Source organism: Sporosarcina sp. FSL W7-1283 (assembly GCF_038003105.1).
GTDB classification, from domain to species: domain Bacteria; phylum Bacillota; class Bacilli; order Bacillales_A; family Planococcaceae; genus Sporosarcina; species Sporosarcina newyorkensis.
In genome coordinates, this window is sequence record NZ_JBBOOL010000001.1 from 406,282 (window position 1) to 420,624 (window position 14,343).

14 protein-coding genes are annotated in these 14,343 nt (G+C 38.9%); 10 read left to right on the forward strand and 4 right to left on the reverse strand.

The genetic code is table 11. The features are described from left to right. Positions 1 to 81: 81 nt before the first annotated feature. The 10 genes from MKY93_RS01930 (at position 82) to MKY93_RS01975 (ending at position 12,390) form a co-directional block, all read left to right on the forward strand. Positions 82 to 1,404, forward strand: coding sequence for an MFS transporter (locus tag MKY93_RS01930; protein ID WP_221837935.1), 1,323 nt, complete (start codon positions 82 to 84; stop codon positions 1,402 to 1,404). Next, a complete protein-coding gene (locus MKY93_RS01935) occupies positions 1,405 to 2,796 on the forward strand; it encodes an amidase (RefSeq protein WP_221837933.1) in 1,392 nt (463 codons plus the stop codon). A 1,136-nt stretch (positions 2,797 to 3,932) separates the two neighbouring features. Beyond that, a complete protein-coding gene (locus MKY93_RS01940; protein ID WP_078817493.1) occupies positions 3,933 to 4,997 on the forward strand; it encodes a sugar ABC transporter substrate-binding protein in 1,065 nt (354 codons plus the stop codon). Between the two features lie 63 nt (positions 4,998 to 5,060). Beyond that, entirely contained in the window at positions 5,061 to 6,548 is a 1,488-nt protein-coding gene (locus tag MKY93_RS01945) for a sugar ABC transporter ATP-binding protein (protein WP_340758079.1), read from the forward strand. Positions 6,549 to 6,552: 4 nt separating this feature from the next. Then, positions 6,553 to 7,557 carry an ABC transporter permease gene (locus tag MKY93_RS01950; RefSeq protein WP_245799475.1) on the forward strand — a complete coding sequence of 335 codons (1,005 nt, stop codon included), beginning with the start codon at positions 6,553 to 6,555 and terminating at the stop codon, positions 7,555 to 7,557. Between the two features lie 16 nt (positions 7,558 to 7,573). Beyond that, positions 7,574 to 8,788 (forward strand): S-methyl-5-thioribose kinase, encoded by a 1,215-nt coding sequence (mtnK, locus tag MKY93_RS01955; RefSeq protein ID WP_221837929.1) that lies wholly within the window; start codon positions 7,574 to 7,576, stop codon positions 8,786 to 8,788. A 4-nt stretch (positions 8,789 to 8,792) separates the two neighbouring features. Then, on the forward strand, positions 8,793 to 9,836 hold the full coding sequence (mtnA, locus tag MKY93_RS01960; protein WP_221837927.1) for an S-methyl-5-thioribose-1-phosphate isomerase: 1,044 nt from the start codon (positions 8,793 to 8,795) through the stop codon (positions 9,834 to 9,836). A 34-nt stretch (positions 9,837 to 9,870) separates the two neighbouring features. Continuing rightward, entirely contained in the window at positions 9,871 to 10,662 is a 792-nt protein-coding gene (locus MKY93_RS01965; protein ID WP_078817489.1) for a DeoR/GlpR family DNA-binding transcription regulator, read from the forward strand. Between the two features lie 28 nt (positions 10,663 to 10,690). Continuing rightward, positions 10,691 to 11,335, forward strand: coding sequence for an L-fuculose-phosphate aldolase (locus tag MKY93_RS01970; RefSeq protein ID WP_078817488.1), 645 nt, complete (start codon positions 10,691 to 10,693; stop codon positions 11,333 to 11,335). A gap of 566 nt (positions 11,336 to 11,901) precedes the next feature. Beyond that, on the forward strand, positions 11,902 to 12,390 hold the full coding sequence (locus MKY93_RS01975; protein ID WP_078817487.1) for a metallophosphoesterase family protein: 489 nt from the start codon (positions 11,902 to 11,904) through the stop codon (positions 12,388 to 12,390). Positions 12,391 to 12,557: 167 nt separating this feature from the next. Here MKY93_RS01975 and MKY93_RS01980 read toward each other — a convergent pair whose 3' ends face one another. The 4 genes from MKY93_RS01980 to MKY93_RS01995 are packed head-to-tail and all read right to left on the reverse strand — an operon-like array spanning position 12,558 to position 14,315. Further along, complete coding sequence (locus tag MKY93_RS01980; RefSeq protein ID WP_340758080.1) at positions 12,558 to 12,821, reverse strand: acyl-CoA thioesterase; 264 nt, start codon at positions 12,819 to 12,821, stop codon at positions 12,558 to 12,560. A 12-nt stretch (positions 12,822 to 12,833) separates the two neighbouring features. Further along, positions 12,834 to 13,010 (reverse strand): acyl-CoA thioesterase, encoded by a 177-nt coding sequence (locus MKY93_RS01985; protein ID WP_340758081.1) that lies wholly within the window; start codon positions 13,008 to 13,010, stop codon positions 12,834 to 12,836. Continuing rightward, positions 12,980 to 13,924, reverse strand: coding sequence for an alpha/beta hydrolase (locus tag MKY93_RS01990; RefSeq protein ID WP_078817485.1), 945 nt, complete (start codon positions 13,922 to 13,924; stop codon positions 12,980 to 12,982). Before MKY93_RS01990 ends, MKY93_RS01985 begins: the two co-directional genes overlap by 31 nt. Positions 13,925 to 13,949: 25 nt before the next feature. Beyond that, complete coding sequence (locus MKY93_RS01995) at positions 13,950 to 14,315, reverse strand: muconolactone Delta-isomerase family protein (protein ID WP_217698588.1); 366 nt, start codon at positions 14,313 to 14,315, stop codon at positions 13,950 to 13,952. Positions 14,316 to 14,343 lie beyond the last annotated feature (28 nt).

The following is a 14,343-nucleotide window of genomic DNA, read 5'->3' on the forward strand; positions in this document are numbered from 1 at the left end:
CTAAGAAAGTAGTAAAAAAACTATTACTTATCAATCAAGTCATGCAAGCGTTTACTAAAGAATGAGGAATGGGGGATTAAAATGCTGAAAAAGAATTATCGCTATCAGATCATGTTAATGATGGTCATTATGGTAATCATTAATTACATTGACCGTGGAGCTATTTCGTATGCTCAGGCAGACATCATTAAAGAATATGGATTCGACCCGATTTCCTGGGGGGCAGTACTTGGCTACTTCGGATTTGGTTACTTATTTGGTTCACTTTTCGGAGGAATCCTAGCGGATCGCAAGGGACCTAAATTTGTATGGATTTTGGTCGGGATAGGTTGGTCCGTCTTTGTCGTTACAACCGCATTCGCCGGTGATATTGGTCTGATTCTGTTTGGAGGATCTGCGCTTACTGGATTTGCTGTAGTCCGGATATTGTTCGGTTTTGCAGAAGGTCCCACGTTCTCAACGATCAATAAGACGAATGCCAACTGGGCTACTCCAAAAGAACGCGGGTTTGCAGTTTCTTTAGGACTTCTCGGTACACCGCTTGGTGCAATGTTGACAGCACCGGTCGCGGTGGGACTGTTGTACTTTACAAGTTGGAAAGTAATGTTCATCTTGCTGGGTGCACTCGGGATTATCTGGGTTTTCTTTTGGTCACGAATGTTTACGGACTTGCCGGAACAAAACCCGAAAGTCTCAAAAGAAGAACTTGAGAAAATCCGTTCTGTTGAAGACTTGTTGCCGAACGAAAAAGTTGTCAACCCGCAAGATGACTCAATCCGGTGGTATCATTTCTTCAAAAATCCCACTCTTGTCTTTAATGCATTCGGTTATTTCGCGTTCCAATACATTAACTTCCTTCTCTTAACCTGGACGCCGAAATATTTGCAGGACGAGTTCGGTTTCCAATTATCGTCGCTATGGTATTTGGGCATGATTCCTTGGATTGGAGCGTGTTTTACCGTGCTGCTCGGAGGAAAAATTTCCGATTACCTGCGGATGAAGACGGGCAGTCTCAGAATTGCACGTTCTGGACTGGCAGTCGTATCGCTCCTGCTTACTGCTATTTGTTTTATGCTGATTCCAACGGCAAATTCAATTACCGGCGTGATGGTCTTGATGAGTATCGGTAATGCATTTAACTCACTACCTAACTCGGTCTACTGGTCTGTCATCATTGACACAGAGCCAAGCCGTGCTGGTACATTTGGCGGGATTACACACTTCATAACAAACACGGCAACAATTATTGCGCCGATACTTACTGGTTTCCTTGTTGTCAGCCATGGCTATTCTGCAATGTTCACGGCAGCTGCAGTTGCAGCGGCAATCGGGATGTTCTGCATGATTTTTGTAAAACCTGGTCAACGACAACAAAAAGTAAAGCTAAAAGGGGGGATGGCATAAATGACACTAACGTCCTTTTTTCAGCAAATCAAAGCAGGGGAAGTTTCATCTGTTGAACTTGTTGAAGCTAGTTTGGATAAAATTGCGGAGAGAGATCCTGCATGCAATGCATTCATCACTGTCGCAGCAAAAGAGGCCCGGCAAGCTGCGGTAAAGTTGGATGAAGAAGCGGAGAAGAAAAACTTTAAAGGTCAATTGCACGGTATCCCCATAGCGATAAAAGACATGATTAACACTCATGGAATCCGGACGACGATGGGATCGAAAGTATACGAAAATCATTATCCTGAAATGAATGCTGAAGTTGTGAATAGGTTAGAAGAGGCTGGAGCAGTAATCATAGGGAAAACAAATACACATGAATTTGCTTATGGACCAACCGGAGATCGCTCCTTCTTTGGTACATGCCATAACCCTTACAACCCTCAGAAAATTACGGGTGGGTCGAGTAGTGGTTCGGGAGCAGCAGTCGGGGCGGGCATGGTTGCAGGAGCTATCGGAACTGATACAGGTGGATCAGTTCGAATTCCGGCTTCTGCATGTGGCGTGGTCGGTATGAAACCGACATTTGGGTTGGTCAGTAAAGTCGGGGCCTTTCCACTAGCCTATACACTTGACCATATAGGTCCGATGACTAATACCATACGAGATAATGCGCTATTATTGAATGTGATGGCTGGATATGATTTTAAGGATCCTCATTCTGTTCAAAGAGACGTACAAGATTATTCCGAACGGATTAGCAAAGACGTTAGCGGATTGAAGATTGGAATTCCTGACTGGTATTTTGAGCGGATTGAAGAAGAAGTAAGCGATGCAGTGGAAAGTTGCATAAAGTTATATGAACAAATAGGTATACAAGTCAAGCTTGTCAACATGCCGGTTATGCGGGATATCGCCACTGCCCAAATAGTGACGATCCAAGCAGAAGCAACTGCAGTGCACCAAGAAACGATGCAAAACCATAAAGATGAGTTGGATCGAGAGGTCTATGATCGTCTGATTGCAAGTCAATCTGTCAGAGGTTATGAGTATGTTCAATCCCAAATAAAGCGTAGTTCTTTAATTAAGGAATATAATTTGGTATTTAATGAAGTGGATGCGCTGCTAACTCCTACACTTCCTATCCTGCCTACAGATATTGGACAAAGAGAAGTTCGGATTGGGACAGAAACTGAATCTGTTCGCAGTGCACTTCTTCGGTTGACTTCACCTACCAATTACACCGGAAATCCGTCTTTGTCATTGCCATGTGGTCTATCTGAAAGCGGTCTTCCAATTGGCGTTCAATTGATTGGAAAGCATTGGAGTGAGGGGTTGCTGTATCAGTTGGGATATGCTCTAGAGCAGGCAATCGGCTTTACAGAGCGCGTTAACAAATATAACAATTGATCTAAAGATTATGATAGTTGAGAGGAGGAGCCTTTAGGGTTCCTTCTTTTTTATTTTATGAGGAAAGCCGAGCGAATGGGAGGATTTTTAAAGACTAATGAGAAATCACTGGCATTACATTAAACTTAAAAACTCGACGGTCAAATTTGGATCCTTTCTATTTACTATTTTGCAAAAAACTTTGTTTAGGGACATGGTAACTTTTAATATTGTTCACTTTGTCGGATGTATTTCTCACATCCACGTGTTTCTTGAAATCTGAGGGATCAAGAGAAGTGCTATCAATAGCAGGGTGAGGATCCATTAAGGTACTAGTTCCTTAATGGATTAAAGTGTGTTTAGGGGGCTAATATCTTAAATAATATAGAAATTCTCATAAACCCATTCTCAAATTGAAAGAGCATGCCTAATTTTCATCTTGATCTCCTAATAAGCTGTTTTTTTTATACAATATCATCTATCAAGCAGCTTGGATCCGTCCAATCCACATCCCCCCTTTAAACTCCATACCACTCACCCACTACAAAAGAAGGTCGATTAAAACTTGTCTTGTAAAGGTGTTTCAACCAACAGTTATCATTGATGAAGTTTTAGAATACTTCAAGTATCGCACGGTATCCTACTCGAACAAAAAAACGATCGTTTGTTTATTTCTGGTATACAACGAACAGATTTTTTTCTTGTTCACCATCATTTTCGGGATGTTTTGATGATTGATGCAAACACTTTCCTACTTCTTGATGATTACGGTAGACAGGCAGAGCCGGTTCACTCAGTTCTTCATCCGAGTTTTTCTTCTTTAAAGATCTTGTTCTGATAGGTTAGTAAGGTCATCAGATTTAAAATGTCATTAGATGTTAATAAAATAACATAAAATAACACATAAAATCATTCGTTAAACTGTTTTAATGTGAAGTTAGTTGAGATGACTTGAAAGAAATCATAAATAGCAAAATTTAAGAATATAATATGAATAAAATATTATTGTTTTAGCACTGTGACGGCTAAAATAGTAAAATATAAACTCAATTACTTGAAAGGTTTAAAAATATGTTGACGAGTGTTAAAAGGTGTTATATAGTGTTATATAGTGTTAATAATAATTTGAAAGCGATTTCATAGGGGGAGGAAAGAGGATGAAGAAATTTTTTTTATTTACTGTTATAGCTTTAATGTTGGCGCTGGTTGGGTGTGGTAATTCAGAGCCTACAAGTGAACCAAAGGAAAAGATTGAGGGTGTGCCTGAGGAAATTCAAAATGATGTGAAGATAGCTGTTATACGAAATCTTCCATCTGATGATCATACAAAACAATTTTTAGATGGCGCACGCTCAGAAGGTGAGAGTTTTGGATTTAAAGTAGATACTTTTATCTCTGACGGTGATGATGCAAAATTCCAAGATTTAGTGAAACAAGCTATTCAAAAAAAGTATGATGGTTTGATAATTTCGCATGGGAAAGAGGCATATTCAAAGGACTTAATTCAAATGGCATTAGATGCAGACATTAAGGTAGTTACATTTGATACTGTGGCAGATAACGATGGGATTACATCAACTGTTCAGGACGATCATGAACTTGCTCGTTTGAGTCTAGATGAAATTGCAAAGCTTTCCGAAGATGGTAAGCCTGTAAGAGTAATCAAACTATGGTTGGGTGGAATTCCTCCACTGGATTCCCGTGAAGAAGTCTATCAGCAATATGAAAAAGACGGCAAACTAGAAACGTTAGAAACAATCGGACCTGCAAATATGCAAAATGTTCAAGGAGATGTTTCGGCAAGCGTAAGTTCCATCCTTGGAAAGTACAAAGAGGGATCCGTAGATGCTATTTGGGGATCATGGGATGAGTTGGCAAAAGGCGGGTTTAACGCATTAAAGGATAATAAGCGTTCTGATATAGATTTGATTTCAATTGATATTTCCAATCAAGATATTAATTTAATGCTAGAAGACGGAAGCACATGGTTATCTACTGCTGCAGTGGACCCACAACTAATCGGAATTATGAACATGAGATTGCTATCCAAAAAGATTGCTGGCGAGGAAACACCTTCGGATTACAAATTGGAACCTAGATTAATTAAACAGGAAGATTTAACAGACTCTACTAATATGACAAACCTTGGCGATGTTATTGAGGGTTGGGGTACATCGGATGATTTCAATGAAGAGTGGATGAAAAAGTTACGTGATAGGTAAATGAAAGGGCGCTCATGCGCTCTTTATTTAAATTAGAAAGTCGGTGATTAAATGAAGTTGGAAATGGAAAAAATTTTCATTGAGTTTCCAGGTGTAAAGGCATTAAAAGGCGTGGACTTTGCGATGAAATCTGGATCGATTCACGCATTAATTGGTGCGAATGGTGCGGGGAAATCGACTTTAATGAAAGTGTTATCGGGTGCCTATGACCATTACGAGGGTGAAATTTTACTAGACGGGAAAGCGGTTGAAATCCGAAATCCGAAGCAGGCTAAGATGCTGGGTATTGATATCGTTTTCCAAGAAGTTGATACAGCGCTTATACCGTATTTGACTGTGGGCGAAAATATCATGCTTGATTCACTAGCAAATGATATGGGTGGCAAACACTTTGTTAATTGGAAACAAACACATAAAAGAGCAAAAGAGGTATTGGAAGAACTGCATATCAATCTACCGACAAGACGGCTTGTTTCTAGATTAACACTGGCAGAAAAGCAGATGGTATTGATTGCGCGATCACTTGTACAAAAACCTAAGTTTTTAATTTTAGATGAACCGACTGCTCCATTAAGTACGGCTGAAACGAAAGAACTGTTCAGAGTTATTCGTAATTTATGTAGTATGCATGGGGTAGGAATTATTTTTATTTCACATCGCTTACCTGAATTGTTTGAGATTTGTGAAGATATAACAGTTATGAAAGATGGAGAATTTGTATCTTGTCGACCTATTAAAAGCACGTCTATCAAAGAAGTAGTTGACGATATGCTAGGCGGCAATATGGTAGATGATTATGTAAAGAAAAAGTCGGTGATAGGAGAAGAAGTATTATCAATCCGTAACTTGACGGATAAAGAAGGTACTCTTGACAACGCAAGTTTTTCCGTTAAGTCAGGCGAAATTGTTGGAATTGCAGGATTGGTTGGTGCAGGAAAAACGGAGTTATGCAAAACGATATTTGGCGATAATACAATTGATAGTGGAGAAATAATGGTAAACGGTAAATTAGTTAAGCCAAGCTCACCCTATCATGCCGTTAAAGAGGGATTTGCTTTAGTGCCGGAGGAGAGACGAAAAGAGGGGGTCTTGGTAGAAGAACCGGTTTTTAGTAATTTATCTGCACCTAGTCTGCATAATTTCACGTCATTAGGATTCCTGAATACAAAGAAAGAGAAGGTTGCTGCAGTGAAGATGATAAAAGACTTGGGGATTAAAACGCCTTCTGAGAATCAAAAAGTAGCTTTATTATCTGGTGGAAATCAACAAAAGGTAGCTGTAGGTAAATGGCTACAATCAAATGCGCACGTCTATATGTTCGATGAACCTACAAAGGGCGTTGATGTTGGCGCGAAATCAGAGATATTTCAATTAATAGAAGGCTTAGCTGAAAGAGGAAAAGCGATTATGTATGCCTCCAGTGAAATAGTAGAGATATTGGCGATAACGGACAGGGTCTATATTATGTATGACAACCGAATTGTTAAAGAGGTAGTAACAAGCGAAACAAATGAGGAAGAAATTATGTATTATTCAACTGGGGGAGAATAAACTTATGAAAAATACGATGGTCAAACAAAAACAAAATAAGTCTTCCTTAAATTTATTAGAAGCATTAAATAAGTGGGGAACCATAGTTGCGATCGTCGCGATTATTATATTCTTTACTTTTATGTTGCCGGACCTATTTTTGACAAGCTCAAATGTCGTGAATATATTTCGAAGTATTTCCATTGTAACTATTATTGCAATTGGACTAACAGTTTCACTGTCTGTTAATGGATTTGATTTATCGATTGGTTCTTCAGCAACGTTATCAAGTTCTTTAATTATCTCATTCTTTATTTGGTTCAATATGCCTTTAGGTATCGCTTTACCGTTAGCGATCTTAATTACTTTATCCGTAGCGGCAGTAAATGCATTTTTAATTGTTAAAGTGAAAATTCCTGACCTTTTTGCTACTTTATCTACAATGTTTATTTTTGAAGGAGTGGCTATGACTTATACGGGAGGGGGATCCATTAGTCAAGGAATGCCACGATTAGATGGATCGCCAACAGTAGGAACATTGCCAAAGATGTTTACGTACTTAGGTCAAACGCCTTGGATCATTATCATTATGGTTTTGGTTGTTGCACTTGTACATATATTTTTGAATCATACAAAGCATGGTCGTTATATGTACATGATAGGTGGTAATCCTGAGGCAGCGCGTTTATCGGGGATCCCGGTTAAACGTTACCGTACTTTAGCCTATATTATATCTACTACTTTTGCGGCACTTGGCGGGATTATACTTGCTTCGTATATAGGATCAGCACAAATAAATGCGGGATCAGGTTACTTGATGCCTGCAGTTGCCGCCGCGTTTATCGGGTCCTCATTTGCTGGAAAAGGTAAGCCAAATGCAATCGGTACATTTTTCGGAGCAGTCCTTGTAGGGGTTTTAGAAAATGGATTAGTCATGATGTCTGTGCCGTATTACTCGCTAAACATAGTAAAAGGATTAGTACTAGCCCTTGCACTGGCATCTACCTATTATAATCAGAAAAAGTTTTAAGACGGGAGAGAGCAAGATGTCGAAATTTGATGAATACTTTTTAATGCAAGAGTCGGACGTTGCCGAATATGTGAAAGAAAAAATTACTTTTTTTGATAAAAAAGCTCTTTTGGAAGTGAAGGAGATTGGTGATGGGAATCTAAACTATGTGTATCGTATAAAGGAGACCGAAACCAATAAATCAATCATCATCAAACAGGCTGGTACTGTAGCAAGGATTTCTGAAGATATTCATTTATCGACAAATAGAATTAAGATTGAATTTGAAGTATTAAGTATGTATCGGAAATATGCACCGGAATTTGGACCTGACCTATATGGGTATGATGCAGTTATGAATTGTTTTGCGATGGAGGATTTATCTGAGTTCCGTATTTTACGCGATGGATTAATTCATTATCAAATCTATCCACATCTGGCAGATCATATGTCTACATTTATTGTAGATACGTTATTGCCTACTACAGATGTATTTATGGAGCATAAAGAAAAGAAAGAGCAAGTAAAGACCTTTATAAATCCTGAGCTATGTGAAATCTCAGAGGAACTGGTTTATACAGAGCCTTTTACGGACCATAATAAACGCAATGAATTATTCGGCCCGATACAAGCCTGGATAAGCCAACAAATCTATGAGGATCAATTATTGCGTACAGAGGCAGCAAAATTGAAATTTGCATTTATGAATAATGCTCAAGCTTTGATACACGGCGACCTGCATACAGGCTCAATTTTTGTAACACCAGATCAAACAAAGGTAATAGATCCTGAATTTGCATTTTATGGACCAATTGGGTATGACGTCGGCAATCTGATAGCCAACTTAGTATTTGCTCACGTCAGAGCAGTAGTTGCGGGGGAAGAAGCGTATGTTGAATGGAGCAAGCGAACAATAGCTAGTTTCATTGATCAGTTCCAGAAGAAATTTATTGTAAAATGGAATGACGGTGCAATAGATAGATTGGCCAAAGAAGGTGGGTTTAAAAACCATTATCTCCATACAGTAATGGAGGATACGGCCGGCATTTGTGGGTTGGAAATTATTCGTCGTATTGTTGGGTTGGCAAAAGTGAAGGATATTGTGGGTATAGAGGAACCCGAAGCGAGAGAAAAGGCAGAAAAGATTTGTGTACTCTTTGCAAAAGATTGCATTATGAAACGAGCGTCTTTGCTAACGGGCGATCAATATTTAGAGCTTTTACAAGATAAAATAGAAAAAATTATGAGGTGACAATATGTCAAAGCAAGTTACTACTATTGAATGGAAAGAAGATAAATTATTTTTATTGGACCAAACAGTCCTACCCAATGTGGTTGCATATCAAAGCTTTGATTCAATTCAAGGTGTTTGGGATGCCATACAAGATATGATTGTTCGAGGAGCACCTGCTATCGGAGTAGCAGCTGCTTATGGAATGTATTTAGGGGCGGAGTCAATTGAAACATCGGCAATGTCTGAGTTTCAAAAAGAATACAAGAAATTAGGAGATTATCTTGCTACTTCACGCCCAACAGCGGTAAATTTGTCGTGGGCAATTGATCGAATGATAGACTTTGCGCAAAAAAACGATCAATTAACCGTTGGAAAATTGAAAGAGCAATTACTTGAAGAAGCAAAGTTAATTCATAAAGAAGATGAAGAAATTAACTATAAAATTGGTGAAAATATGCTAAGTTTATTATCAAATGGGTGTGGACTGCTGACCCATTGTAATGCAGGTGCATTAGCTACCACGAAGTATGGTACTGCTACAGCCGCAATGTATTTAGCACAAGAAAAGAATTGGGATTTTAAAGTATATTCAGATGAGACCAGACCACGTTTGCAAGGCTCGAATTTAACGGCATTTGAATTGCACCAAGCAGGTATAGATGTTACCGTAATTACCGATAGTATGGCAGCGGTGATAATGAGTAAAGGCGAAATAGATGCTATAATTGTGGGTGCTGATCGAGTTGCTGCGAACGGAGATGTGGCAAATAAGATCGGTACATTGAATTTATCCATACTGGCAAAAAACTTTAATATCCCAATGTATATAGCGGTACCAACACCTACAATTGATATGCAAACAAAAACAGGTGCTGAAATTCCGATTGAAGAACGAGATTCACATGAAGTAATTAAAGGGTTTGGTGAGTTTACGGCACCTAAAGATGTTAAAGTGTTTAACCCGGCATTTGATGTTACACCTCATGAAAATATAACAGCTATAGTTACGGAAAAAGGCATAGTCCGTGCTCCCTTTGAAGAGAATTTAAAGAAACTATTTGAATAAAATACAAGTATCAATAGATGGAAAGTGAGTAATTATGGTTATCTTACCTGAAGAACGTAGAGAAAAAATAATTGACATACTAAAAACCAAAGATTACGCTGAAATCCAGTATTTGAGCGAGACATTTAAAGTATCAGAAATGACGATCCGACGTGATATTGACAAGCTAGAGAAAGAGAACCGAGTTACCCGTGTATACGGTGGTGTGCGTTTAAAGGTATTAAGTGATCGTGAATGGGAGAGCCCTATTGAAATCCGGAAAAGTACAAATTCACTGGCTAAAAAACTGATTTCGAAAGAGGCTATGAAATATATTAATGACGGTGACGTGATTGCATTTGACGCTAGCACTACAGCATTAGAATTGAGTCGGTTTATTAAGTTCGAACGTAAAGTAACAGTTGTTACGAACAATTTAAATATAGCTATTGAGTTAGCAGAGGATCCTGAAATACCCGTCATATTATTAGGTGGTTTTGTCCGCCGTACTTCACTTTCCGTTATTGGTTCAGGGATGTCTAAGTACCTAGATTCAATCAACATCGATAAAGCTTTTATATCATGTAAGTCTTTTAACTATTCAGATGGGGTAACGGACTTTCTGATGGATGAAGGAGAAGCGAAACAAGCAATAATAAAACGATCGACTGACATTTTTCTGTTGGCAGATCAATCAAAAATAAACACAATTGCTTTCTTTAAGATTTGTGATGCTGAACAAATTGATTATTTAATTACAGACCGTTCACAAGAGCATACACATGAACAATCAGAGTGCTTGAAACAGTATAAAGAATCCGGTGTTCATGTAATTGTTGCAAAGTAATCGCACGAACAATTAAAGGAGGAAATAGATGTTATTAGAACAAGAAAGAATGAAAATAGTTGAGTTCTGTAATAAATTAATTACACAGGGGTTAACAAAGGGCACAGGAGGGAATATTAGTGTCTTTAATCGCGATAAAAATTTGATGGCTATAAGTCCGAGTGGTATTGAGTATCAGAAATTAACACCAGAAGATATTGTGGTATTGGACTTAAAACACAATATAATAGATGGAAAAAATAAGCCCTCCAGTGAGCTGAGCATGCATTCTATTTTTTATAGGGAACGCAAAGACATAAATGCAGTAGTGCATACACATTCTACCTTTGCCAAAACTTTAGCTTCCTTACGATGGGAATTACCTGCGGTGTCATATTTAGTAGCTTATGCCGGTAGAAATGTTAGGTGCGCCGAATATGCAAGTTTTGGCACGGATGAATTAGCTGAAAATGCATTTGCTGCAATGCAGGATCGAAAAGCAGTATTCTTGGCGAACCACGGTATGCTGGCAGGGGCAATAGATTTGGAAAATGCTTTTAATATAGCAGAAGAAATTGAGTTTTGTGCTGAGATCTACTATCGTGCCAAGCAATTAGGGGAGCCGATATTGTTATCTGATGAAGAAATGGATCAAATGTTAGAAAGGTTCAAGTCGTATGGTCAAAAAGCGTAACTACTAACTAAAAACATGATATAATTATACGCTTTTAACGTATGTTGGATAAACAGTCGTCTGTGATGGTTTTGAATCATATAGACGGACTGTTTATTTATTTGACCAAGACGAATGTACATGCCTTCAATTTATATGTTGTCACTTTCTTCAATAAAAGGGCTGCCATATTCATAACGAATTCTTTCTTACTTGCTTGCTGGATCTGATAATATGAATTGGCACTGTATTGGATTGGTACAATTTAAGATCAGTTTCATGTGCAGACCTTTCATAAGTTGTAAGTCCTTTTAATTTGGCTAGAAAATCGCAAGTAATAACGCCGAACAACAAATATAATCCGTAAATAATAAAGCCGCCAAATATCTATTGATAGTCTGACATAAAGAGCATTTGCGTAATGGAAGAATTGGAAATGACATTGATAGATTCATAAAGTAAAGTGTGGTTAAAATAGTAATACTTGAGAGTTCCAAAATGTAAATGACTTTGTGTCCAATAGCATTAAGGCATTGCTCGGATAATCTTCGGGAAGTTCACTACTTAATGTTCAGGAGGCTGAAAAAATGAAAGTGGTGATTTTATCGGATACCCATATGCCGAAAAAAGGCAGCGTGCTTCCTGAGAGATTCCTAAATGAGTTGGATCAGGCGGACCATATTATCCATGCCGGTGATTGGTCGACGCTGGAGGTTTATGACATCCTATCGGCGTATGCCCCCGTTACTGGAGTGCAGGGGAATGTGGAGGATGAACACATCAGGGAGAAGATGCCTGAAAGAGAGGTCATTACGCTAGAAGGTTTTAGAATTGGTATCGTTCACGGTCATGGAAGCGGAAAAACAACGGACAGGCGTGCGTTTGATGCTTTTGTGGATGAGCCTGTCGACGTCATAATCTTTGGCCATTCCCACATTCCTTTGCTCCGTTATTTTAAGAAGTGTCTGCTGATTAATCCGGGATCTTTGATGGATAAACGAACGAATCCTTATTATTCATTCGCGGTGATGAATCTTGGGGAAGGGATCGAAGTGCGGCATGTGTTTTTCTCATGAATACCCCTCGGCTAGATAATTTTGATTGTGAATACTTCTTCAATGATAGGCAAATTTTCTTATGAATGTGGTTTTGTATGCTTATTCCTAAAAAAGAACCACCATGCCTCCCTTGCAAAGAGGCATGGTGGATTCTGTTAAAGTTGTTCTAGCGATAAGAGATCATACTAAATTTGCGGTGTTTTTTCGTTATCACGGATTCGTTGTTTCACCCATTCAGGAATGACTATCGATTTTTTTGTTTTACTATCTACGATTATGAGATTGGTCCAATTCGATGCGATAACTTCCCCCGTTGATTTTCGTTGAATGACGCTTTCTATTGTAAATGATTTTGTGCCGAAGCGGGATGTGCGTACTTTAATCACTAGTTCCTCACGCGCATACGCTTGACTGTGGAATCGGCAATAAATATCCCCAACGACGAACATTAAGTTTTCTTCTTAGAACCCTAAATGCTCGAGATAATCCGCACGACCCTGTTCGAAATACAAACTATAGCTTGTATTATTGACATGTGCATATAAGTCTGTTTCACACACACGGACTTTTGTATACGTTTCATAACCAAAGGTTTCCAACCATTCTTCTAAATTTGGCTTGATATAGTCTGCACCCATTTGTTTGCCTCCTTAGTTAAATGCTTGGTAAACCAAAGTGTAGCCTCCCGCTGTGCTCGTTCGAATGTTTCCCCGTCATATAAATCAAAGTGCCCCTTTGGTAGTTTCACCAACTGTTTCGGTTCAGAAATTTTTTCATTAAACACATCGATAGCCGGTTGTGGTGGTGTTACCCCATCTTCCATGGCTACTATCATTAATAGCGGTGTAGGCGAAATCAGGTCGGCGTTGGATGCGGGGAAGTACTCCATGTACTTTTCCATTGATTCAAGTGTCAGACGGTTTTTCCAATTGGATGTACATTTTTTTGCTTTATTCGTAAACCAATCGTACGCTTCGGGATGGGTTTGTGCACAGTTTTGCCCATCTTGACTGACGACTTTAATATATTCAATAGGTGCACCTTCATATCGTGCTTGCCGATAATGCATCAATTTTTGGGTATAGGAAGCTAAATTGTCCTTACCCATCTTTTTCTCCATGCCAATACGACCGCGAATCGTCGGAACTTGTGAGACGATTGCTTTTACACGGCGATCAATAGCACCCACTTGTAGTACATGACCACCGCTATAGGAGCTTCCCCAAATACCAATCCGTTCAGAATCGACAAAGCTTTGAGACGCCATCCATGAAATAGCGTTACGATAATCTTCAATTTGCATCATCGGATCCATGTGCTGGCGATTTTCTCCTTCACTTTCACCGAAATTCCGATAATCAAAGACGAGGACCGCGAATCCTGATTCTGCAAACCTCTTTGCATACGCGGGTAAAAAAACCTCTTTAACTAAACTAAATCCATGAGCCATAACTACGGCTGGAAAGGTGATGTTTTCATCTTCCGACGGTCGATATAAAAGCCCGCTGCAAGTAATTCCTTCACTTTTAAACATGATTTTTTCTACTATCATTCCAGTCAACTCTTTTCCTAGATCATTATTTTTTCCAACGTTTTGTTACATCTTCTCCAAAATTTAAATAAGGACGAACGGGTGTCATTTCTTCTACTGTTATATAATCAGCCAATGGCAGCTGAGCTGTGAATACTCGATCTAACTCATCGTGTGAATCTGCATCGTAAATTAAAATGACTTCTTTGCTGCCTGCTACTTTATAGGCACTGACAATTTTGCCGGCCTGGAGTGCTTTACTCCCGACGGCAATTTCTTTCTCCCACAGAGCCCATAACTCCTCCGTTGATAATTCTTTTTGCTGCACGGAGACACGAATATAAAATAACATTTCCAATTCCACCTTTCTATATTCAATTCCTTCCTCCCCTACTACATATGCAAGTTTCATACCATATTCAATATCCTTGCTTGGCGCG

Coding starts and splice junctions, on each gene's coding strand:
- MKY93_RS01995 (WP_217698588.1), bottom strand. CDS start 14,315: ATGAAACTTGCATATGTAGTAGGGGAGGAAGGAATTGAATATAGAAAG.
- MKY93_RS01965 (WP_078817489.1), top strand. CDS start 9,871: ATGGTTATCTTACCTGAAGAACGTAGAGAAAAAATAATTGACATACTA.
- mtnA (WP_221837927.1), top strand. CDS start 8,793: ATGTCAAAGCAAGTTACTACTATTGAATGGAAAGAAGATAAATTATTT.
- MKY93_RS01945 (WP_340758079.1), top strand. CDS start 5,061: ATGGAAAAAATTTTCATTGAGTTTCCAGGTGTAAAGGCATTAAAAGGC.
- MKY93_RS01950 (WP_245799475.1), top strand. CDS start 6,553: ATGAAAAATACGATGGTCAAACAAAAACAAAATAAGTCTTCCTTAAAT.
- mtnK (WP_221837929.1), top strand. CDS start 7,574: ATGTCGAAATTTGATGAATACTTTTTAATGCAAGAGTCGGACGTTGCC.
- MKY93_RS01975 (WP_078817487.1), top strand. CDS start 11,902: ATGAAAGTGGTGATTTTATCGGATACCCATATGCCGAAAAAAGGCAGC.
- MKY93_RS01940 (WP_078817493.1), top strand. CDS start 3,933: ATGAAGAAATTTTTTTTATTTACTGTTATAGCTTTAATGTTGGCGCTG.
- MKY93_RS01935 (WP_221837933.1), top strand. CDS start 1,405: ATGACACTAACGTCCTTTTTTCAGCAAATCAAAGCAGGGGAAGTTTCA.
- MKY93_RS01970 (WP_078817488.1), top strand. CDS start 10,691: ATGTTATTAGAACAAGAAAGAATGAAAATAGTTGAGTTCTGTAATAAA.
- MKY93_RS01930 (WP_221837935.1), top strand. CDS start 82: ATGCTGAAAAAGAATTATCGCTATCAGATCATGTTAATGATGGTCATT.
- MKY93_RS01990 (WP_078817485.1), bottom strand. CDS start 13,924: ATGATAGTAGAAAAAATCATGTTTAAAAGTGAAGGAATTACTTGCAGC.
- MKY93_RS01980 (WP_340758080.1), bottom strand. CDS start 12,821: ATGTTCGTCGTTGGGGATATTTATTGCCGATTCCACAGTCAAGCGTAT.
- MKY93_RS01985 (WP_340758081.1), bottom strand. CDS start 13,010: ATGGGTGCAGACTATATCAAGCCAAATTTAGAAGAATGGTTGGAAACC.